General features: G+C 46.1%; 16 protein-coding genes. All 16 read right to left on the minus strand.

The annotated features are described in order from the left end of the window. Nucleotides 1-85: 85 nt before the first annotated feature. On the minus strand, nucleotides 86-814 hold the full coding sequence (locus A3860_RS12055) for a hypothetical protein (protein ID WP_081146953.1): 729 nt from the start codon (nucleotides 812-814) through the stop codon (nucleotides 86-88). Between the two features lie 564 nt (nucleotides 815-1,378). Beyond that, complete coding sequence (locus tag A3860_RS12060; RefSeq protein ID WP_081146954.1) at nucleotides 1,379-1,654, minus strand: zinc ribbon domain-containing protein; 276 nt, start codon at nucleotides 1,652-1,654, stop codon at nucleotides 1,379-1,381. A 337-nt stretch (nucleotides 1,655-1,991) separates the two neighbouring features. Further along, nucleotides 1,992-3,287: an MFS transporter gene (locus tag A3860_RS12065; RefSeq protein WP_081146955.1), complete on the minus strand. Its 1,296-nt coding sequence runs from the start codon at nucleotides 3,285-3,287 to the stop codon at nucleotides 1,992-1,994. Nucleotides 3,288-3,350: 63 nt separating this feature from the next. After that, nucleotides 3,351-4,007: a bifunctional 4-hydroxy-2-oxoglutarate aldolase/2-dehydro-3-deoxy-phosphogluconate aldolase gene (locus A3860_RS12070; protein WP_081146956.1), complete on the minus strand. Its 657-nt coding sequence runs from the start codon at nucleotides 4,005-4,007 to the stop codon at nucleotides 3,351-3,353. After that, entirely contained in the window at nucleotides 4,004-5,014 is a 1,011-nt protein-coding gene (locus A3860_RS12075) for a sugar kinase (RefSeq protein WP_081146957.1), read from the minus strand. The genes A3860_RS12070 and A3860_RS12075 overlap by 4 nt, the downstream gene beginning before the upstream one ends. Beyond that, entirely contained in the window at nucleotides 5,014-6,417 is a 1,404-nt protein-coding gene (gene uxaC, locus A3860_RS12080; RefSeq protein ID WP_081146958.1) for a glucuronate isomerase, read from the minus strand. The genes A3860_RS12075 and uxaC overlap by 1 nt, the downstream gene beginning before the upstream one ends. A gap of 139 nt (nucleotides 6,418-6,556) precedes the next feature. Then, nucleotides 6,557-8,212: a UxaA family hydrolase gene (locus tag A3860_RS12085; protein ID WP_081146959.1), complete on the minus strand. Its 1,656-nt coding sequence runs from the start codon at nucleotides 8,210-8,212 to the stop codon at nucleotides 6,557-6,559. Next, on the minus strand, nucleotides 8,212-9,726 hold the full coding sequence (locus tag A3860_RS12090; protein ID WP_081146960.1) for a tagaturonate reductase: 1,515 nt from the start codon (nucleotides 9,724-9,726) through the stop codon (nucleotides 8,212-8,214). Before A3860_RS12090 ends, A3860_RS12085 begins: the two co-directional genes overlap by 1 nt. Nucleotides 9,727-9,890: 164 nt before the next feature. After that, nucleotides 9,891-11,831, minus strand: a complete 1,941-nt coding sequence (locus A3860_RS12095) for a glycoside hydrolase family 88/105 protein (RefSeq protein WP_081146961.1) — start codon at nucleotides 11,829-11,831, stop codon at nucleotides 9,891-9,893. A gap of 109 nt (nucleotides 11,832-11,940) precedes the next feature. Beyond that, on the minus strand, nucleotides 11,941-13,587 hold the full coding sequence (locus tag A3860_RS12100) for a glycoside hydrolase family 28 protein (protein ID WP_081146962.1): 1,647 nt from the start codon (nucleotides 13,585-13,587) through the stop codon (nucleotides 11,941-11,943). 685 nt (nucleotides 13,588-14,272) lie between these two features. After that, on the minus strand, nucleotides 14,273-15,982 hold the full coding sequence (locus A3860_RS12110) for a RagB/SusD family nutrient uptake outer membrane protein (protein WP_081146964.1): 1,710 nt from the start codon (nucleotides 15,980-15,982) through the stop codon (nucleotides 14,273-14,275). Between the two features lie 131 nt (nucleotides 15,983-16,113). Next, nucleotides 16,114-19,383: a TonB-dependent receptor gene (locus A3860_RS12115; RefSeq protein WP_081146965.1), complete on the minus strand. Its 3,270-nt coding sequence runs from the start codon at nucleotides 19,381-19,383 to the stop codon at nucleotides 16,114-16,116. A gap of 148 nt (nucleotides 19,384-19,531) precedes the next feature. Continuing rightward, nucleotides 19,532-20,614 carry a FecR family protein gene (locus A3860_RS12120; protein ID WP_216823422.1) on the minus strand — a complete coding sequence of 361 codons (1,083 nt, stop codon included), beginning with the start codon at nucleotides 20,612-20,614 and terminating at the stop codon, nucleotides 19,532-19,534. Between the two features lie 224 nt (nucleotides 20,615-20,838). Continuing rightward, nucleotides 20,839-21,429 (minus strand): RNA polymerase sigma-70 factor, encoded by a 591-nt coding sequence (locus A3860_RS12125; protein WP_081146967.1) that lies wholly within the window; start codon nucleotides 21,427-21,429, stop codon nucleotides 20,839-20,841. Nucleotides 21,430-21,537: 108 nt separating this feature from the next. After that, a complete protein-coding gene (locus A3860_RS12130) occupies nucleotides 21,538-23,142 on the minus strand; it encodes a glycoside hydrolase family 43 protein (RefSeq protein ID WP_081146968.1) in 1,605 nt (534 codons plus the stop codon). Nucleotides 23,143-23,267: 125 nt separating this feature from the next. Beyond that, on the minus strand, nucleotides 23,268-24,251 hold the full coding sequence (locus A3860_RS12135) for a pectinesterase family protein (protein ID WP_081146969.1): 984 nt from the start codon (nucleotides 24,249-24,251) through the stop codon (nucleotides 23,268-23,270). Nucleotides 24,252-24,288: the final 37 nt, after the last annotated feature.

Consider the following 24,288-nt stretch of genomic DNA (forward strand, 5'->3'; position numbering starts at 1 on the left):
GCAGACATTAGAATCGTATGAGAAATAAAAAGCTCCATCCCGGCTGAACCGGAACGGGGTTAAATAGTTGAAGCTCAGGAAAGACCTAAAAATGCAAGCCTATCCCTGCCAATGTATTTACAGTTCCTTGCTTGTATTTATTTTTTATAGTTATATCTCCGCCAGGTATGGCAGTATATGTCCATTCCATTTTGCCTGTTGTATTAAAAGAACTGATATCTAACAGTACATACAGATTGCGGTTTAGTTTATATTCCAGTCCCAGGCTCACCTGGTAACAGAATGACCAGGGCAATGATCTTCCTGTATCCATACTACTGACAGTCGATGTTCCGTCTTGATTAGAACCATAGAAATCGCGTTTAGGGATAACAATTTTGCTAACGCCGGCAGTCAGTTTGGTTAGCAACACCAATTCCCCTTCCGAAGTTAAAGGGGTAACCAGGAAACCTCCACCCATCAGCTTGAACGTCTGCCAGTTTGTGAAATCCATATGAGTCAACTTCACACCAGGAATTTGCGATTCTATATCTTTCCTGTAAGCATCCTTATCCTGTGGATGTGAGCTTAACCCATATGATAGTAAAACACCTACATTTTGACGCAAATAATACCCTACAGAAAGATGTGCAGCCAATCCCGTCTTTGCAAACCCGGGTACTTCATCGTCTTTGTATTTTGTCGAAGCAAATCGCCCAATGGGGAAAGAGGGGCCGACGCCTATTTCGGCCAGGAACTTTGGTTGCTTTTTCTGTGCATGCAAAGCAATAGTAAGCAATAGGAAAGCGGTAAACAGGGTTATAGTTCTTTTCATGAGTAATAATTTAGAATAATATCTCCATACATGATACTTCCCCTGTCCTTACTGGTTATAGGGGCAAGATAGAAATAATTATGAAGAAGGAATGAAAGTGGCAGTTAACGATTACTTATAAATCGCTAAAACAGGATAAGATATGACAGCCGTTGAGCCTATAATCTAAGCCCCACGCCAGCCTGGGCATTTACAGACCCCAGTTTAAATTTTCTTTTTTGAGGTGGAGCAATCACAATTGGCCCACTGCCTGTATAAACATTACCGGGAGAAATAAATACGTATTCATTATAAGTTGTAGTAGTATTAAAGGAACTGATGTCGAAAAGCGCCCTTTGGTAATGGGGCGCAAGATATAATTATTATTCAGAAGAAGAAAACAACGGCGCTTAACGAACCCATTTGTGCGTTAACAAAAGAGGCTGCGGGCAGTATCAGTAAAAAGTTCATTTCTGATACAGCACGTGCAGACTTTTACCACTCAAATTATAGAGCAGTACAAAAAATTTTCGGGTGAAGATTTTTCAAGTTATCAGTACGCATAAAACGCCCGCTGTTGTTCTATTACTCAACAGCCAGGGGATGTGATTTCCAGCGCTCCAGTTTGTGTATGTTACGGGTGTAAAAGCCGGTCAGGAAACCAGGAAAGCCAACCTCTTTTAATTTGCCTTTTACCCGTTCTTTCATATCATCAACTGTAATGTTCCGCACTGTGAATTTTCCATCCTGGAAACAGTGACTGCAATACATGGTGCTTCTGGTGCCATCTGCATGGGTGCCACCATTATCCCGTTTCATAGGCATACCGCAGGATTGACAGCATTTGTAGGCTCTTTCCATAACAGTCGATTTAGAATATTTCTAATTTACAAAATTCTTCCAAATGATGAGCACCGATTGGCAATTGTTTCCGATTTTTTTAAATTAATAGCTGAAGATGGGTCATAAATTGCCCCTAATGTGGCTTTTTTACGCATTTTTCTAATCAAATATTAATAGTGATCCCGACAAATTAAAGCCCCTCATAAGCCTGTAAATGCGCTAAATGGATTTATGCAATTCTTCGACTCCGCTCAGCACTTGGCTCTGTTCAATTATTCGACTTGGCTCATAACAGAAACGGGGAAGGACCCGCATTCGGTTCCTTCCCCGTTCTCTTATTATAAATTCGAAATTATTACAATTCTACCCGTTTCATTTTCGGCACCAGGAAGTGCATGATGACCCAGGCCAGCAGGTAAACGCTGCTACACACTGCAAACATGATATAGTAGGCCACTTCAATTTTCCCGATACTGCGATAGTGTACAAACAGGTTCTTTTGCACAGCAGCGGTAAACAATATACCACCCAATGCGCCAAACATACCACCAATACCGGTTACCGAAGCTGTTGTATGCTTGGGGAACATATCACTTACCGTAGTGAAAATATTGGCGCTCCATGCCTGGTGTGCCGATGCTGCAATACCGATCACAATAACGGCCAGCCACATGTTCACACCTCCGGCTACCTGTGCAAAAAAGATGGGAATTACAAAGAATGCATAAATGAGCATGGAAGTTTTCCTGGCTTTGAAAGCTGCCCAGTTATTATTGATCAACTTCATGGGAAGCCATCCTCCGCCTACACTTCCTATAGTGGAAATGGTATATACCAGGGCAACAGGTAATGATACCGCTGTTCCTTTCAATCCATACTGACTTTCGAGAAAATCGGGTAACCAGAAGAGATAGAACCACCAGATGGGGTCGGTAAGCAGTTTACCAATGGCAAAGGCCCAGGTTTGCCTGAAGGAGAGTAATTTAAACCATGAAACGCTGGGTTTTACCTGCTCCAGCGCAGGCGTTTCGTCCTTATCACTGTGAATATAATCGAATTCGGCCTGTGTTAATTTCTTATGGCGCTTGGGCACTTCATAATAAATAAACCAAAGCACCAACCAGATAAAACCTAATCCGCCGGTAAGCCCAAATGCCCATTTCCAGTTTAGCTTTTCCACAATAAAAGGAACGGCCGCGGGTGCTATAATGGCGCCTATGTTGGCGCCTGAGTTAAAGATACCTGTTGCCAGCGCTCTTTCTTTTTTAGGGAACCACTCGGCTACTGTTTTTATCGCTGCAGGAAAATTACCTGCTTCTGTTACACCCAATGCAGCACGGGCCACGCCAAAACCAAATACAGTATTAGCCAACGCATGCAACACAGCTGCCAAACTCCATAAACCGGTAGCTACTGCATACCCGATCTTTGTTCCTAACTTGTCAACAACACGTCCGGCCAATAATAAACCAATAGCATAGGCCACTTTAAAGGCAATCTCTACATTCGCATAATCACCATCATTCCAACCCAGATCTTTAGTAAAGGTCGATTTCAATAAACTGATTACAGACCGGTCGAGGTAATTAATTGTGGTAGCAAAGAACACCAAACCGCAAATCGTCCACCGGTATTTTCCTATAGCTTGCATGTCAGTCCTTTTAGGGAAGAAAGACGTGCCACGCTGTTGTAACGTGGCACTTCCTTTCAATTATTATTGTATGTTATTTAGTATTTCCAAGACCTGCTTTGTTTGCGTCGTCAGTTTATCATATTCTTTATTTTGTAGAACACTCTTACTGATCAGTTTGCTGCCCATTCCTACGGCTACCACCCCATTACTAAACCATTCTTTAATGTTTTCGGCTGTGGTATCTACACCGCCGGTAGGCATAAACAACATACCGGGGAACAATTCCTTAATTGCTGAAATATAAGACGGACCAACCACACTGCCCGGAAATATTTTCACCATTTTAGCGCCATTCATTTCGGCGGTGAAGACCTCGGTAGGTGTTAAACAACCGGGAATCCATAATAAACCTGCATCCTGCACCACTTTGGCAACAGGCGGGTATACTACCGGACTAATAATAAAATCAGCGCCGGCATTGATGAACGTTTCTGCATCGGCCACAGTTTTCACCGTACCAATGCCCAGCAGCATGCCGGGCATGCTTTCGTTCACTACTTTACGTAATGCCTTAAAGTTTTCTACGGCTTCTGCACCACGGTTGGTGTATTCCACCGCCTTAATGCCGGCTGCGTATAATGCCTTTAATACATTTATGCTTACTTCTGTATCCTTGTGAAAATACAGCGGCAACATTTTCTGCTGCGTTATCTGTCCTAATATGTCTTGTTGCGTCATGCTTTTTTTATAGATGCGTTTATGTCTTCAACCGATTTATTGGTAGCGTCGCCTTTAATGAACAGTTTTTGAAAGGCGGCTGCGGTGGCAAATTCAAGAATATCCTGCGGTGCCTGCTTCTTGTAAAAACCATAGATCAACCCGGCCATGTAACAATCGCCACTGCCTACTTTATCAATTACCGTTTCGGTGGTGTATTCCTGTGAAACATGCAATTGATCTCCGGTATATAAAGTTGTATAATATAAAATGCCTTTATGATCGAACCGGTAGGTATTGGCCACTGCCTTGCAGCGTGGGTATTGTTTGATGATCTCTTTGGAGCTTATCAATGCCTGTTCGAGGTACATCTCTTTTTTGTCAGTGGTAACCAGGTCGGGATGAACCGGCACCTGTAACATTTTTTCAGCAGCCCATACATTACCCATGATAAGGTCACAATATGGGGCCAGGCGTTTCATTACTTCATGTACCGGTACTCCGTACTGCCATAATTTGGCGCGGTAGTTCAGGTCAATGGAAACGGTGATGCCTTTTTTGTTACATACCTGCATTACCTCTTCACATACATCGGCCGCATCGGCATTCAGGGCCGGACAAATAGCACTTACATGGAACCAGCTAACTCCATCGAGGATAGCATCCCAGTTGATAGTGCCTTTTTGCAGGCTGGCGAATGATGATCCGGCACGGTCATAGATAACACCGGCATTCTTTACATCGAGCCCCTGTGGCAGGTAATACAACCCGATACGCTGTCCGCCATACTGAATAGCCGAGGTATCGATGTTACTTTGCTGCAGGGACTTGACTATCTGTTGTGATAAATAATTATCGGGTAAACCTGTGCAGTATTTCACCGGTATGTTCCAGAGGGCCAGCGCCCGGGCTACATTGAGCTCAGCGCCGCCAACATGTACGGGCATTGATGTATTTGCCAGCCATTGTCCTTCTGTATCAGGCGATAACCGCAGCAGTAATTCTCCAAAGCTTAGCACGTTGCCCATTACCAGTTGAAATAATTTTTAGCGTTGTTAAAACAAATGTCCTGGATCACTTTTCCTACCCAGTCAATATCTGCGGGCATTTCGCCATTCTCGATATCATCGCCGAACATGTTACACAACAGGCGGCGGAAGTATTCGTGGCGGGGAAATGACAAGAAACTTCTTGAATCGGTCAACATGCCTACAAACTTGCTCAGCAGTCCCATGTTCGAAAGGGCATTGATCTGTTTGGTCATGCCATCTTTTTGATCGAGGAACCACCAGCCAGAGCCAAACTGTACCTTGCCGGCCACACTGCCATCATTGAAGTTACCGATCATGGTAGCCATCAATTCATTGTCGGCAGGATTCAAATTGTAAAGGATTGTTTTTGCCAGTTGATTTTCTGCATCGAGCCTGTTGAGGAATTTCGCGAGCTGGCGTGCCTGTGAGAAATCGCCGATAGAATCCCAGCCGGTATCGGGTCCAAGGCGTTTCAACATACGGCTGTTGTTGTTACGCAACGCGCCAAGGTGGTATTGCTGTACCCAGCCTTTTTCCCAATCCCAACGCGCAAATTCAACCAGCATGGCCGATTTGAATTTCAGGTTCTCTTCAAACGTCAGCTCTTTTCCACTTCTTATTTTAGTAAAGATGTTCCTGATCTCGGTTTCGGTATAGTCTTCAGCATAGATCTGCTCCAGACCATGGTCGCTTACCGAGCAGCCCATGGTAGCAAAGAAATCGTGCTGTTTTTTTAACGCCGATAAATAATCGCCGTAGTTGCTGCCAACTGAGGTATTGGAAGCGGCTTCCACCTTTGCCACATACGCATTAAAGGTAGCGGCATCGTCAACGTTCATAGCTTTATCGGGACGATAGGCTGGCAACACTTTCACTTCAAAGTTGTCGGCCTTTATTTTCTTATGGAACTCGAGGTTATCGACAGGATCATCGGTAGTGCACACCACTTTTACATTCATCTTGCGCAACAGGCCGCGAACAGAGTAATCCTTTGTTTGCAGTTTTGCAGTAGCCTCTTCGTAAACTTTTTTAGCGGTTCTGCCATCCAGAATATCGTGTATGCCAAAGTAACGTTGCAGCTCGAGATGCGTCCAGTGATACAGCGGATTGCGCAATGTATAGGGAACTGTTTCGGCCCATTTTTCAAACTTCTCGTAATCGCTTTTACTGCCGGTGATGAACTCTTCATTTATACCGTTGGTTCGCATAGCGCGCCATTTGTAGTGGTCGCCATATAACCAGATCTGGGTCAGGTTCTCGAAACGGGTATCATTGGCTATTTGATCGGGAGGTAAGTGACAATGATAATCGATAATAGGCATTTGTTTGGCAAACTCATGATACAGCTTCTGTGCAGTTGGTGTTTGCAGTAAAAAATGCTCGTCAACAAACTTTTTCATTTGGCCGATTTGGTGAATGGTCAATGGTGAATGATGAGTTGCCTCACTACATTCACCATTGACCTGCTATTAAAATTTATTTTTTTTGATCTCCGCCCTTCTACTCTTCGGCTCCGCTCAAAGCAAGCCCGCTCAAGGTTTACAAAGACACCCCGCGCTTCCAGGGAATAAAATCATCCTGTCCATGGCGTACGGCGCTGATCTCCAGCTCGCCGCTGGCCACTTTTATCACATAATCCAGGATGCGTTCACCGGCCTGCTCAATGGTTTCCTCCCCTTCGATGATGGTGCCGGTATTGATATCAATGATATCACGCATTTTATTATACAAAACGGTATTGCTGCTCAGTTTAATTACCGGTGCAATGGGATTACCGGTTGGTGTACCCAAACCAGTGGTGAACAACACTACATTGGCGCCGCTGGCAACTTCTGCAGTTGTTGATTCCACGTCGTTACCGGGTGTGCACAGCAGGTTTAAACCCGATTTGGTTACTTTTTCGGGATAGTCCAATACATCTGCTACCGGTGAAGTACCGCCTTTTTTGGCAGCGCCGGCCGATTTAATAGCATCGGTGATAAGGCCATCCTTGATATTACCGGGCGAAGGGTTCATATCGAACCCACTGCCTACGGCTACAGCTCTTGCATTATAGGTCTTCATCAAATGCGAAAAGCGTTTAGCAGTATCCACCTGAACACAGCGGTCGCTGAGGCCCTGCTCTACCCCACACAGTTCAGGGAATTCGGAAAGAATTACTGAACCGCCGAGGCCCACCAGCAGATCGGAGGTATAACCGATTGCGGGGTTGGCTGAAATACCTGAGAAACCGTCGCTGCCACCACATTCCAAACCAATGCACAGTTTGCTCAGCGGAGCGGGTTGGCGTTCGTTTTGATTGGCCAGTATTAAACCGGCGAATGTATGTTTAATGGCTGCAGCCAGCAGATCCGATTCCATTCCGATCTTCTGTTGCTCCAGTATATACAATGGTTTGGCGAAGTTGGCATCGCGTTTTTTGATCTCTTCTTCCAGAATGGACACCTGTGCGTTCTGGCAACCAAGGCTCAGCACGGTTGCACCGGCGCAGTTGGGGTGGGTAATGTAACCGGCCAGCAATCCGCACAATGCCTGTGCATCCTGCCGGGTACCGCCACAACCGCCTTCGTGGTTAAGGAACTTGATACCATCTACGTTGGGGAATAAACGCTTTCCCTGCTCATCACCCGATTCAGTGCGGATATCGGCATTCAGGATATCTTCCACACTTTTACCGGTCTTGTACAGATCGATCAGTTGCTGCGCCTGGTACTTGTATTTCCTGTTACGGCCGTAACCCAGGTCGCGCACCAGCGATTCCTGCAATACATCGAGGTTGCGGTTCTCGCAAAACACCATGGGAATAACCAGCCAGTAGTTCGCTGTTCCCACCTCTCCATTGGGGCGATGATAGCCCATAAAGGTGCGGCCGCTAAATTTCGATACATCGGGCTTCTTCCACTCGGTGTTGCGTTTTTCGCTTATTTCAAAATCGTTTGCAGCGTGTTTTACATTGGCTGTTGAAATAAGGCCGCCTTTTTTAATGAGTGACTGGGCCTTTCCAACCAATACGCCATACATGATGATAGAGTCGCCGGTTTGCAGTTCAGTAGCCGCGAATTTGTGTTTGGCTGCAACATCTTCCTGCAGCGTAAAATCCTGGCCATTCAATGATACTGTTTCATTTTTTGATAAGTTGGTCAATGCTACCACCACATTATCATCTTCATGAACTTTTAAAACCTTTTTCTTCATTACGCCAATACTTTTTTGGTCTGATGTGTTTTAATTGTATTTATAACACCGGATTCCAGCAACGAAGCCATATTATCTTTTACTGCCTGGGCAAAACCGGGGATGGCACTCAGATCGGCTCCCCACAGGTTGGTATCGGCCAACACTTCATCGGCCAGTTGCGCCGGTTCCAGCTTGCTCCATTTTTCAAAGAAATAGGCGGCGAAATCGTCCTGAATATGGTATTCTTTACCTTGCCATTCGCCGTAAAATTTATCCTGTTTCTTATTTACGGGCTTCAAAAATAACAGATAAGCAGCAAATCCCAGAGCAATATTCTCAGGCACCGCATTTATCCGCTCTGCATATTTCAGGATCACGGGCACATTACGCATCTTCATTTTTGAAGTATACTGCATGGTAATGTTGATCCAGTGATGTTCAATATTCGGGTTGGCGAAACGGTCTAATACTTTTTGACCAAACGATTGGGACACGCCATTTTCTACATTGTAAGGAATGCCGGTGGCTATTTCATTTAACATCAGCCGGCTGATAAATGTTTGCATCCCGGCATCGTCCATAGCCTGTTTTACGGTTCCAAAACCGGCCAGGTAGGCCAATCCGCACGACAATGTATGTGTACCATTGAGCATACGTAGCTTCAATTCCCTGAACAGGTTGATATTGGGGGCAATTACCACGCCTTCGTCAACCGAGGCAAAAGTAAGAACCGATTTAATGTGCTCGCCGCCCTCGATAGCCCAAAGCCGGTATACCTCTGACATGATGAGCAGCTCATCTTTATAGCCGTATTGTTTTTCCAGTTGTTCGCGAATGGCGCTGTCGGGTTTACCGGGTACAATGCGGTCGACCAGGGAGCTGCAGAAATAGTTGCAGTTCTCGAGCCATTGAATGAAGGTATCGTCGAGGCCGTTGAGGTGGGCCAGCTCCAGCACGATGGATTCCAGTTTTTTACCGTTATCGGGGATCAGCTCGGTAGGTACTATGACCATACCGCTTTGGCGGCTGCCGTCGAAAGCCTTGTAGCGTTCCAACAAAAACGCCAGCAATTTACCGGGGTAAGAAACCGGCGGCAGGCGGTGGATATCATCCTGCACCAGCTGAATGCCCACTTCGGTGGTATTTGAAATGATGATCTGCATATTGGGATTATGCGCACATTGCAAGATCTCGCTCCACTCATCTTTTGCGCTCAATACGCGGCTGATAGAAGAATTAACGATGTTCTCTTCCACTTTTTTTCCGCCTTCCAAACCACGAACGCATAAAGTATACAAGCCATCCTGTTTATCGAATGCAGAAGAATCGCTGTCGGTTGATTTTACCACTACCACCCGGCCATTGAACACGCCCTGGCGGTTGGCCTTGTCAATAAAATAATCGGGTAACCCACGTAATAGCACGCCTGTGCCAAACTGCAATACTTTTTCAGGAAGTTCAAAAACTGTTTCAGCAGGCGTTGCTATATCCTGCGCACTGATATTTTTCAGGTTGTACCTCGAGAGGATCATACTCTACGCGTTTAAGTTTTTAATAATCAATTTATGACCGTTGTTTGTTTTAGGATCGGCCAATTATGCAATATCTGTTGTATTCCATTAATTTCTATCCTGCACTGACCTTGTTCACATGCTATTAACCACGCTCATTGTGATGACAACCAGCGGCTAATATATTATTTCCGTGTTCCCTGCTGCAATAACCATTTGGCCAGTTCGTAAGCTGCCTTGGCATTTTCATACTCGGCCGGTATTTTACGGCCATCGGTATATTCATTGTACAGCCAGGGATCGCCTACGGCAAATACAGCTCCTTTACCATATTTGGCTACCGCCATTATTACGTCATTATCCACTTTAACCAACGGTTTGGCCGGGGCCTTTGTTTCAATGATGCTGATCTCCTTCAAATAGGTCTTTTTGGTTTGTTTGAAGATCTCGTTGCCGGGCTGAATGGGTACGGCGCCGGTTTCGTATTGATTGCCCTGCACAAAATTGCGGCCCCGGTTGCTGAAATTGATACCAAATGCATTGGCCAGCTTATTAAAATGGGCCAGGTCGCAATTTACGCTGTCGTTCGCCATCAAGACCAGCACACCACCTTTTTGCACCCAGGCGCTAATGGCCTTTACATGGGTTTCATCCACGTAATTGGGGTTCTTGTTATCATGTAAGTTATCAGGGTCGGCAATGATGTATACATCGGTTTTAGCCAGGTTGCCGGCAGTAGGTGCGGCTTCAAGGGTATTGAGCGTTGCACCGTAACTGCTGAACGCCCCGCCCAGGAAACTGAACCCGTTATAGCTCATTTCGTTCCAGGTATAATGCGTGGGGTACTGAAACCCGTTCAGGTTCTTTTTGTCTTCGTGGTTGAAATAATAATCAACCGTAACGGTTTTGCCTTTACCGGGCATTTCGGCGGGCAGGTTCTCCATTTCAGCACCTGCCAGCAGGTAAGCGCCTATCCCCTTCCAGTCGTTCACGATAACCGGTTCGCTCATATAGTAGGCAAAGCTGCCATCGCGGTAGGGATTGCCACCAAGGCCGGACACTTTTACGGTTCCCTTCAATTGTACCTGTCCTTCTGCATTCTTATCAACAAAGGTCTTCAAAATGCCTTCGTATCCCTTTTTGGCATTTGCCCAATAAGTAGCAGGCAGATACCCTTTTCTGATGCCTTTTGCGATGGTATACACCAGCATACTGGAAGCCGATGCTTCGAGGTAGTTTTTTGGGGTAGAAGGCATATCCACTATATCGTACCACAAGCCGGTTTTGGCGTCCTGTACTTTTGTTACGGCTTTGGTGAACCGGTTCAGGATAGCGATAATGGTATCGCGGCCGGGGTGATTGGCGGGAAAATAATCCAGCGCATCAACCATGGCCATACCGTACCAGCCTAATGCACGCGCCCAGAAAAGGGGCGAAGTACCGGTTTGTTTGTTAGCCCATTTTTGTTCTTTCGATTCATCGTACCCATGGTACAGCAACCCTGTTTTGGGGTCGCGGGCATGCCGCTCAATTGAAGCGAACTGCCGGGTAATGTCGTTGAAGGCGGAATCTTCCCCAAACAACATGGCATATTCTGCATAAAAAGGCTGGCCCATATACAAACCATCGAGCCATACCTGCCAGGGGTATACTTTTTTATGCCAGAAGCTGCCTTCTTTGGTGCGGGGGTGATTTTTTAACTGGCTGCGCAACAGGTCGGCGGCCTTTTTATATTTGGCCTTTTCGGTTACGCGGTACAACAGCAATACATTTTTACCATTGTTTACATGGTCAATATTAAATTCGTCGGGTTCATATCCTCTTATATTGCCATCCTCATCGACCCAGGCATCAATGCTTTTCTGAATATATTTGAAATAACTGGCGTCGCCGGTGGCATACCATAATGCTTCCATACCCTTACATACCACCCCCATATCATAGCTCCATTTGGCGGGCTTTTTGGCCAGCGAATCGTTCCACCAGCTCATCACCGAGGCGGCCATACCCTGCGACCAGTTTTCTTTACCTGCCGGCACTACACCGGGCATGGATATACCCTGCTGGGCGAAAGTGTTAAGTGAAACAGTTGTACATATAGCAATCAAAGCGCGTGAAAACTTCATGATAGAATTTTTTGTTTCCGGTTTCAGGTTCCAGGTTGCAAGTTACAAGTACCCTGTAACCTGAAACCTGCTACCTGTAACGGCCGTTTATTTACTTAATGCCTGTTTTTTATTTTATAGTAACATTTTGCTCTGATGCTCCAAACTCATATTGGACCTTTTCTTTGGCTTTTGAGGCATCGGTATTAAGGATATTGATATTTTTCGTTCTATCGCCAGCTACCCGGAATAATAATTCCGAATTATTTTTATATTCCAGCTTATCAAAGGTGAGATGGTCGCTGTTGATGATATCAACCACCGGATTGGTTTGCTTGCTCAGTATTTTGATATTTTTAAAGGTAATACCCGATGCTTCCTGGCAATCGATGCCTTTATCGGCCTGCAATACCATGTTCTCGAGGCGAACATCTTTTACATGCATTTCGGGAATACCGCGAATGAAAATGCCTTTGGCTGCGCCGTTACAAACCACATTCTTCACTACAAAATTCCTGAACTGCGGAGTGGCTTCGGTCACGGGCAGGGTCTCTACTTTCGGCAGCTCTCTTTTTTCACCAGCCAGCGCAACGGGATCAACCGACATATAATACATATCGAAGAGAATGGCTTCGCCGGGGATATCGATCATCTGGATGTTGTTCACATAAATGTTCTCAACAATTCCGCCACGGCCACGCGTAGTTTTGAACCGCAGACCAATATCGGTGCCAATGAAGGTGCAATTGCTGACCCACATGTTGCGGGCGCCGCCGCTCATTTCACTGCCAATTACAAAACCACCATGTGCGTGATATACTTTACAATCGCGGATGATCACATTTTCGGTAGGCATGCCTCTTTTTCTTCCGGCCTCATCGCGGCCACTCTTGATGCACAAGCCATCATCGCCTACATCAAATCTTGAATTCTCGATCAGCACATTCTTACAGCTTTCCACATCAATACCATCGCCGTTCTGCGCAAACCAGGGATTTATTACCGTTACGTTGCGTACGGTAAGGTCTTCGCTCATGAGCGGGTGCAAACACCAGGCTGCGGAGTTCTGGAAGGTTACGCCTTCCAGCAAGATCTTTTTGCATTTGGTAAGAACGATCAAATTAGGACGCAGAAAATCTTTAATGCTTTTATAGAATTCCGGGGTTTTATCAGGGGTGATCTCACCGGGGTTCTTCATTTTGGAAGCCTTCATCCATTGTTCTGAGGGATACCACGAATTGCCATCGGCGCTTACCACACCGCCCGATGCCACCCATTCGTTCCATTGGCTATCGGTAAGCTTTTCTTTTCTTACCTGACGCCAGGCTTTTCCCGCACCATCAATAATACCGAAACCGGTAATGGCGATGTTGGTAGCATTGGTGGCCGATATGGGCGACTGATTGCGCATTTGGGGTATTCCTTCCCAATTGCCTTCAACCAGCTGGTATTGATCAAAATCTTTGGTGAATTGTAACAACGCGCCTTTTTTCAGGTGCAGGTTCACATTGCTTTTTAATACTATGGGGCCAGAAAGCCATAAACCGGCAGGTATAACCACCACTCCACCGCCTTTTTTATTACAGGCCTCAATGGCGGCATTAATGGGCTGCGTGTTTAACGTTTGCCCATCGGCAACAGCGCCGTATTTGGTGATATAGATTGAATCCTTTTTAAAACTGGTTTGTTGTATAACCGGTAATTTGCCCTGGGCCCATATACCGGTAGAAAAACCCATTAACCCAATTACTGCTGCTGCTTTAACCCAATTATTCATTTACACGTTGTTTACAATAGATTTTAAGAATGCAAAGGTATTTAGCCCCGCAGAATCACCCCGGTGATTTTACGATTTGCACGTACGCCTGCAGTAGTTTTTGGAAAAGGTAATGCAATAAACGCGCTGCAAGTCAATCGTTCAAAAGATGTAAGTTACAGGCTACAAGTTGCAGTACCTGTCCCGAAATTGCCGGGACAATGAACCCGATTTACCTGAACAAGGGCTGAAACCTGTAACCTGTAACTCTTTAATACCTGTTTTTCAAGGGCAAGTGTACACAGATATTTATACCCACCGAAACGAATATGGAATTTTATTTACGCAAACGTTACCGGCAACGTTTACAGAAGGGGAGGAAATAAAATGCTGGCAATCAACGTAAAATTACCCAGAACCATACCCCTTTACGCGACTGCCAGCAAGAAGATTGAGGCCATTTAAGGCTTAATTGTCAATTTGTGAATTCATCCAATTCTCATGTGTAAAACCCATCTGATACCGAAATTTTTAAAATTGGTGGGCAGAACTCCTCCTCAACTGCCCACCTGGGAACAACCACTGTATTGATCTTGGTGAATGGGCAATGGTGAATGGTGAATTGGCTTCTCAATTTTGAGCTTCGCTATTATTATCGAAGCTCGCACAGTCGGAAACTATTGACCATTGACCATTCACCATTGACCTATTGGTACCCATCATTTTGGGTAAACTCGCTCTTATTGGTAACGGCATCAAGCTGTGTTTGCGGTATGGGCCGCACAACCTGATAATCCTTTATATACTGGGCCGCATCGGGGTTCATGTTCTTTGTTTTGATCCGGTCGATCAGTTTATTGGTTCGCTTCAGATCGAACCAGCGCAATTGCTCACCGGCCAGCTCCCGGGCCCGTTCATCGAGAATAAAGTCAAGGGTAACCTGTGCACTGGTCACCTGCATGGCGGCTTCATGACCCGGAATGGCGGCGCGGGTGCGAATGGCATTCAGGTAAGTAGCGGCAGTACCCGTATTTCCTCTTTTCAGCTCGGCTTCCGCTGCTATCAGGTACATTTCGGCCAGCCTTATTACAAACACATCGCGAACGCTCTGCGCTTCATTAGCCGAAGTGCGGGTTGAATCTTTAAACTTCTTCAACGATACATAGAACTTCCGTTGGCTTGGCGTACCGTCGGCCTTATACACCCGGGAAATATCGTAGGTAGTATACTTTTGGGCATTCATCACAGCCGCCGACTGTGTGTTCTTGGGCGTATAACATACTGTATCCCCCACTTTGTAATCAAAGCTGTCTTTAATGAACGTATTACCTACTGCGCGGCCTGCCTTGTTGCAGTACCACGCCGTTTGAAAGCTCGACTGATACCGCGAATCGTCATTGTCATTGAACAGATCGAGGAATGCTTTTGTAGGCATATAGCGGTTGAATGGCCGGCCGTTGTTTATATCACGCGCCAGAATGTTCCCATTCACCTGGTCATACACCTGCAGAAATAACATATGGCCGCTGTTGCTACCCCGGCTATGCCCGGTTGGGTAGGCTGAAGTAGCCAGGTCGTTATTCGAAAGGTTGGTGGAGTAATCAATTGCCCAGATCACTTCCTTGTTCTTCAGATTGGCCATGTTCCATAGATCGGCGTATTTGGGCAACAGCCCATAACCATATTTGGAAGTATTAATTACATCGGTAGCCATCGCCAATGCCTGGTCGTTCATGCCGCGGGTCAAATACATGCGGGCCAGAAAGGCCTTGGCCACGGGAATGGAAACACGCCCATAGTCAGTTACTTTATCTTTTTCGGGTAAATTCTTTACCGCAAAATCAAGGTCGGTAAAGATCTGTTTGTAAAAAGTATCTACCGGTGATTTGTAGGCGGTTGATTCAATTTCACCGGGTTTGGTGGCTTGGGTTGTAAAGTGAACACCACCCCAGGTTTCTACAATGTGCCAGTAATAAAAGGCGCGCAAAAAGCGCAGTTCCGCTTCACGGATTGTTTTTTGTGCAGCAGTATAATCGGGCACGTCCCCAATTTTGGCAATACCGGTATTACATAAATAAATGGCCTCATAAAAATTGTCCCATTCCACGTTCAGGGCCGAAGTGTTACTGCCCTGCAGGTTATCGTACCGCGATAATTGCGGGAACACATCACCGGTACCATTGGTCCAGATGTCGGTACCCATTTCCGATAAACTGTATCCCTCTTCTTTTCCATACCAGAAACGGGTATAGGTATAGGCGGCATTCACCAGGGTTTCAAAACCTTTGGCATTTGAATAGGTAACGTCGGGCGTTAAACCACTGGGGTTATATTCAGAAAGCTTTTTATTACATGATGTAAATACCACTGAACCGGCCAGCAACAAGCGCACTACTGTATTTATGCTGTATTTCATGAGTTATTTTTTATTGTTGTTTTTGCCTCATGGAATTCGCCATAAAATTTTCATCGGTGAATGATATAGTTACCTCGAAAATTTTATGGCTCATTTCATATTTCAGTAATTAATTCGATAGTTAATAAGATTTAGAACTCAATATTTAACCCGGTAACGATCAGTTTGGTCAACGGACGCTCAAAAGAACCTTCGCCTTCGGGGTCATAATCTTTCTGTTTCGCAAACGTGAAGTAGTTCTTGGCGCTTACATACCACCGCAAATTGCTCACATGCAGTTTCTGGCTAAGCGGTTTGGGAAGCGTATACCCCAGGGTGATATTCCTGATCTTTACAAAGGAGCCATCTTTATAACCCAGCGTGGTAGCAAAGGGCATGGAGGCTCTTGAAATATTGATATTCGGGCGCGGATAATCGTTGGTAGGATTTTCCGGTGTCCAGTAGTTTACATTGGCGCCATTTTCAATGGCATTGGGCTCAAATTTGTTGGCATAATCTGAAACGAATGTTTGTCCAACCCGGGCAAACACATAAATGTTCAGATCGAAATTCTTATAGCTCACATCATTGCTGAAACCAAGCGTGTAATCAGGCACGGCCGAACCTACTACCGTTCTGTCGTAGGTCGCATCGAGCTTACCATCGGGCTCGCCTTTGGCGCCGCTGAGGTCGGCTACGCGTATGTCGCCGGGTTTATAACCAAAGCTTTTGGCAGTAGCTGAATCGGCTGTTTGCCAGATGCCCTGTTTCTGAAAATCGTAGAACGATTTTACCGGGTGGCCAATGAACAGTCCGCTGGCGATATCGTTTTGCCCGTTCACCAGGTCGGTAATGCGTTCTTTATTGCGGGTATAGGTAATGGCGCTTGTCCAGGTTATTTGTTTGTTCTGCACATTTACCGTGCGCAATGAGACCTCAATACCGTTGTTGCGGGTTTTACCCACGTTTTCTATCACTTTGGTGTGGCCTGAGGTACTGGGCAATGGACGAAGCAGCAACAGGTCGCGCGTTCTTGAATCATAATAATCAACGCTGGCGCTGATGCGGTTTTTCAGCAACCCGAAATCCAACCCGATATTTTGTGTACCGGTGAGCTCCCATTTCAGGTCCCGGTTTCCGTTCTGGGGATCAAAGCCATAAGCCTGAACACTTACATCGTTCCAGGAAAATGGAATAAGGATGAGCCCGGTGTTGGTTGAGTATGGTTTAACGGCGGCATTACCGGCAACTCCATAACTGGCGCGCAGTTTCAGATCGCTGAAGATATTCTGCGACTTCATGAAATTTTCATCTATCACGCGCCAGGCGATGGCTGCCGAGGGGAAGAAAGACCAACGGTTCGCTTTGTTCAATACAGAAGAACCATCTTCGCGGCCGGTGAGTGTTAACAGGTATTTTCCTTTATATCCATAGTTCACTCTTACTGCACCCGATAACAGGTTACTGCCAATGTAGTTACTCCAAATGCCGAGGTTGAGCGGGTTGCCCAATAAGGCATTCCACGACTGGCCCGGCAACAGCTGTCCTGTTCCCTGTGCATACGAGCTATCCTGTTTGCTTGAAATATAGCTGGTCACCGCGGTTACATCAATGCTGTGATCGCCGAACTTCTTATTCCAGGTAATAATGTTCTCCCAAATAAGATCGGCCTGGGTGGCATTGGTAACTTTTGCCAGCGAACCGGTTGAGGTTACACGGGTAACCGTATTTTCACCCAGGAACATCCCGTTCCTTGAACTGCTGTTGGTGATGCCGAGGTTACTGCGCAAAGTGAGGCTGCTAAAGGGTTTCCATTCTGCATAGGCAGAAGATAAAATGCGCGTGGTATTGGTCTTATTGATATATGCTCCCGGCTGTTCTTCCAACAAGGGGTTAACCTGGTTGGCATTACCGGGAAACTTAATCAGTGAACCATCCGAATTATAAGGTGTGTAATAGGGTATTACTTTATTGGCAACAGTCAATACGTTATCGGTACGCCTGTTCTCATCGTAATAAGTTAACTGGCTTTGCAAGCCCACTTTAAAGGTGCCGATGATGGTTTGATCGATGTTCAGGCGCAACGTATAACGGCCTGAGTAATCATTATTCAGCACCCCTTTCTCCCTGAAATAATCGAAAGAGAAGAACACTCTTGTTTTTTCACTGCCGGCGGCCACATTTACGCCATAATCCTGTTGCGAGCCTTTATTCAATAACAAACCGGGCCAGTAAGTAGAAGTTCCATTTTGTACATATGGCAGATCGGCCTTGAACACACTGGCATCATCGGCCGAAGAATTCCAGGCGCCGGCTGTACGGCTTGCCTGGCGTTTTAACTCGGCATATTGCGGGCCGTTCATGGGTTTTGGATAACCTGCGGCTTCGTTCACGCCATAATAAGCATTGGCGCCTACTCTTACTTTGCCGCTGGCGCCGCGTTTGGTGGTAATGATAATTACCCCGTTTGCGCCGCGTGAACCATAAATAGCAGTGGAAGATGCGTCTTTCAGCACTTCCATCGACTGAATATCGTTGGGGTTAATATCCTGGAAGTTGGCGTATTGAATTCCATCTACGATAAAAAGTGGTGTATTCTGCGCCAGGATCGACCGGTTACCCCTTACAGTAATGTTCACGTTTGAACCGGCGCCGCCGCTGGTACGGGTGATATCGACCCCGGCCACTTTACCCTGCACACTTTCCATTACGTTGCCTGCGGGTACTTTTTTTACTTCATCGCCCTTGAGCGAAACAACAGCACCGGTAAGGTCTCTCTTCTTCACTGTACCATAACCGATCACTACAATGTTCTCGAGGCTCGAAGCAGCCGATACCAGTGAGAGGGTGATCTGCGTTTTATCGCCCACTTTTATTTCCTGCGGCTCGTACCCTACATACGAAAACACCAGCACATCATTTTCATCGGCAGTGATGGTGAACACGCCCTGCTCATTGGTGGTGGTGGCTTTTGCTGATCCTTTTATAGTTACCGTTACGCCTGAGAGCGGCGCTCCGTTTGGGTCGGTTATTTTTCCGGTGACCTTTTTTTCTGCCTCCTGGCGGCCGGTTTCATTGATCACAATAAGGCCATTGGCCATAAAGCGGTAGGTGAGCACCGTTTGGGAGAACAGATTATCGAGGGCCTGGCGAATGTCGACATTCTCCAGGTTGATGGTCACTTTTTGTCTGATGCCTGGCAACTGGTTGTTGTACAGGAACCTATAATTCGTTTGTTTTTCAATGTTGATTAAAATACCGGCTATTTCGGCATTCCGGAACCTGAGGTTCAGCCTGTCCTGACCGAAGCCCCGGGCCGACACCTGCAGCACACCAACAAGCAGAAAGAAAGTAGTTATTTTCATAACAAGCAGTGCATTGGAAAGCAACGGGTTTTTTCCACCCGTTCTAAAACTTTTCATACTTTAGTATTATTATGGGTTAAGAAATCACTTCCCTTTCCCGCCTGCAAGCGGGACCGGGAGAAAACAACACCGAAAAAATTAACCTGTAATGCGCGGAGAATGCTACCAACATTCTCCGCTTTTTTTTAATTATGTAGGATGCATTTTATTTTATCGATTTAATATATACCTCATTGTTATTGATTGATACATTGAACGGAACAGCCATTTTCAATGCCGCGAAAGCCTGTTCAACTGTTTCATTTTGAAGGGAACCGTTAAATACCAATTGCCGGGCGGCATCGTCTTCAAAATAGATCCTGATATTATACCATCTTTCCAGCTTCAGGGCCAGCTGTTCAAAATTGTCGCCCCTGAATTCGAGCCGGTTATACACCCAGGCTGTTTCAGGATGTTCGCTCTCCTGCACCGTGCTATCTATTCGGATGATTTGCTGTGTTACAGGTTTTGTTGTTGCAGTGGTTACCGCACTGTTATGGGTACCTGTATCCGGTCCTTTCACCGGTAACACGATCTTTTCATTGGGATGCAGGTACACCGCACCGCCTTTTGTATCGCCCTTACGCGTGATTTGCACCAGCCCCCTGAGCAGGGTGGTCTCTATTGTTTTTTCTTCGGGATACGATTTCACATTAAAGGCTGTTCCCAGCACTTTGATATCAATGGTACCCGCGTGAACGATAAACGGTTTTTTCTGATGCGTGGTGGCCGACACAACAGATACCACATCAAAAAAGGCTTCGCCTTCGAGGGTGATCTCGCGAACCGGCCCGCTGAAGTTGGCATATACAATACGAGAGCCGGCATTCAGCCATACGGTAGAGCCATCGGGTAAAATGGTGCGCATTTTACTGCCTTTGGGCGCTACCACTTCATTGGCGGCAATATCTTTTTGCTTTTTATTCCAGGTTACAAACAACCAGGCGCTAATTGACAAAGCAGTTACAATGGCTGCGGCCCAATAGAACTTATGCCATTTTCTGATACTTCGTACGCGTGGTACAACGGGCGGTGCACCCAATTCTGTGTCAGGTTCTGCAGCCGCCAATTGTAAAATGCGATTGATCTTGTCGCCGGTTACCGGTTCTTCCTGGGCAGGTGTATGCGCACCCCATAACTGGTGCAGCAGGTCGTATTGCTGCATCAGCCCGGGATGCTGTTGTAGTAAATTATTCAGTTCGTCTTTGTCCTGTTCCGTAGCATCTCCGCTCAAATTGCGAGACAGCAAAAACCAAATTCTTTCTGGTGTTTCCATTTGCGCCTAATGCATTTATGCCTATAAGGACAGCAGAATTTAAAAACACCATTAAAGGTTTTTGAAAAATATTTTGGACCGGGATTTATGGGATGAGGGGATTACTGGGATAATTTGATAATGGAAGAAGGTTGAGCAGAATATCTATCTTGTACCGCCCGAAATTTATTGCAGATTGCTGATTGTCGATTGCTGATTCACGACTCACGCCTGACAGCGGCCTCGCCAAAACTTTTTGCCGTTCTGTTAATATTCAGGTCAGTACATATTTTCTTAATTGCGATAGCCATTTGCACATCGACCGTATTAAGGGAAATATTGAGAATTTCGGCTACTTCGCGGTGTTTGAGGCCATCTTCGCGTACCAGCTTGAAGATCATTTTACAACGGGGTGGTAAATTATCAACTGCCTGTTGCATGCGTTTCATCATTTCGGCAGTGATCAGGAGATTGTAGGGATCAGTAGTTACCTGGGAAGCTTCTATATCCAGATCATCGAAGGGCGCCCTGATGAGTTCAGTCGCTTTTTGTGAAATGGCATTCAGCGACCGGTTCTTTACAGCTACATATAAATATACGGTGAGATTTTCTACTTCGTTTATGCGATGGCGGTTGCTCCACAGTTTCACGAACACATCTTCCACTATTTCTTCAGCAATTTCAGGTGAGCGGGTAATTACACGGGCAAAATGATGCAGCCGTTTGCTGAATAACCGGTACAACTCTGCCAGGCATTGTTCATTTCCGGCATGTATACCCTCTTGAATATGTGGCAGGCCAATGGTCATATTTTTTCACAAGGCAATTAGCGGCAATAAATGTAGGCATTTTTTAGATACTGTGAAAGCCACGCCACGATCGTTCTTTCAATCATGGCGCAACTTCACATCAATATTTTATTCAATTCTAAACCAGTCAACATCGGCAAAACCCGAATCGTTGGTAACAACGGTGCGGGTGCAGAATAAACCTATCTTAGCGCCGATCCACCGGCCGGGCACAGCAGTAAACACTTCACCTGCTTCGGAAAAATGCTGACCATCTTCACTGTACGTAAAACTACATTTGGCGCCTTTACTTATTTGCACGCGTAAATACGAAGTAGCACTGGTGATCTTCGCAATGATCTTTTCCTGTTCGGGTTTGCCTGCTTCGGCTCCTTTACAGATCACGTAAGACAAATAAATTCCATCTTCTTTTTTAGTGAGCCCGATGTATGCATAATCAGATCCCATTATAATTAACCCGGTCTTCTCACCTGCCAAACGCGGTTTAAAATCAAGCTTCACCGTTGCGGTGAATTCGGGGGCCGGTAATTTCTGCATCAGCACATTGGGTACAAACCAAAGGTTCTTTGCCGTATCAGACACCTGGCCACTGAACAACCGCAGGTATCCATTACCGGGAAATGCCCAGTATGGTTTGGGATTCGCCTGCCATTGCCATTGCAGGCCCATGGTATGGCCGTTAAATTCATCCGACTCGGGTGGGGTTTGCACGGGATAGTTTTTTCCAACATTCGGCTTTTTATATTGTAATACCGGCTCGCCTTTTCCATCTCCATCTTTATCGACCCCGATCACCGGCCAGTTATTGACCCATTTCATCGGTTGCAGGTGTACTACACGTCCATATGCTTCCAGGTCCTGGAAATGCAGGAACCAGTCTTCGCCGGTTTTGGTATCAACCCAGGCGCCCTGGTGGGGGCCATTAATAGTTGAACCGCCCTGGTCCATCACCACCTTTCTTTCATAGGGACCATAGATACTCTTTGACCGCAGCACCAGTTGCCAGCCGGTAGCTACACCGCCGGCCGGGGCAAAAATGTAATAATAGCCATTGCGTTTATAGATCTTGGGGCCTTCGAGCGTGGGGTCCTGATCGTGACCATCAAATACCATGGCGCCGCCATCCATCACTTTGGTGCCTGTGGCATCGAGGCGTTTTACTACCACAATACTTTTTATACCAGCGCGGCTGCCCGCATAAGCGTGTACGAGATAAACCTTGCCGTCATCATCCCACAACGGACAGGGATCAATCAATCCTTTACCGCCTTCAACCAGCATGGGCTCCGTCCAGGGCCCGTTGATACTCTTAGCTTTTACTACGTATATACCAAAATCAGGATCGGGATAATAAATGTAGAACTCACCATTATGGAACCGGATGGCCGGCGCCCATACGCCCATGCCATGGCGTGGTTGCGAAAAATGATCAAAGGGGGGCTGGCGTTTTAATGCATGACCAATGATGGTCCAGTTCACCAGGTCTTTTGAATGCAGAATGGGCAACCCGGGAATGCCATCGAAACTGGAGGCCACGAGATAATAATCATCGCCAACGCGGCAGGCATCGGGATCGGAATAATCAGCATACAGAACGGGGTTTTTATAGGTACCGTTTTTATTATCGGCCACCCAAACTTTTGACACATAGGGCTGTTGGGCGGTTGCGTATAAACTAATACAGGTGAAACCCAGAACAAATAACTTTTTCATTATGGTGTTTTTGAGAGATCTTAAGTCGTCAATGGTGAATGGTCAATGGTGAATATGCAGCATGCAAATTAATTGCTTAATTGTTAAGCATACTTTTCATTTCTCAAATATTAATTCTTCATTTTTCATTTCTGCGGGTCCCAATCCCTGAAGATATTCTTCAGGGTGTATTGCGCCGCTTCCTTTTTGGTTAGCTGATGCGACCAGTTTGCGCGCCCCGCTGGATTGGCGCCTGCGCCCTGGCTATTGTACTCGGCATAATAAGCTGTTTTTTCATTTTCGGGATTGCGCCAGTTGTCCCAACCGGTTGCAGCAATATGTTCGCCCATGTTTGTATTGATAAAAACAGTTCGGGCATGCGGCCGCCAGGGACGACCAAGCAATACTTTTTTCGCCGCCGTATCTGCCACCAGGGAACAATCAACGAACACAAATCCAAATGCCTGGGCTGGTGTGGTGGAGGCCGCTGTTATAAAAGAGTTCACCAGACTTTTGATGGTACAATGCTGAAACACTACCGTGGCCGGACCAAAAATAAAATCGGTAGTGCCTTCGATATAACAATCTTTATAGTACTGACGGCTGCTATCGATACCTACATACAGGGTATCCTGGTTGCCCAGCAGGCGGCAATTTTCTATTACACAGCGATCGCTTTCTACATGCAGGGCCACCGCCTGCCCCACCCGGCCCGCTGTATTTTGTATGGTCAGGTTCGTGGCCCTGAAATCATTGCCCTTCACCAATACGGTGTACGAATTAAATGTACTGAACTTGTCGCGGCCGCTTGTTACATCCATTCCGCCCGGCAATGGTTTGCCGCTATAATCATCGTTGGTGATGATGGTGCTGTCGCGGCTTTCCCCCACCAGCGAAATATTCGTTTTCCAGGAGGGTATCACCAGCTTTTCTTTATAAATCCCTTTCTTAATAAAGATGGTTACGCGTTCCTGCGAAAAATCGCGTACGGCGTTTACTGCTTCCTGAATGGTTTTGTAATTGCCACTGCCCTCCTGCGCCACCGTTAAATATTTCGGGTACGTTTGTTGTTGGGCGGTGGCAGTTAATAATGACACAAGGACCATCAATAAAACATAGAATCTCTTCATAAACTAAACTACTTTTTGTGAATCGGCAATCCGCCAA

Source organism: Niastella vici (assembly GCF_002077945.1).
Classification (GTDB): domain Bacteria; phylum Bacteroidota; class Bacteroidia; order Chitinophagales; family Chitinophagaceae; genus Niastella; species Niastella vici.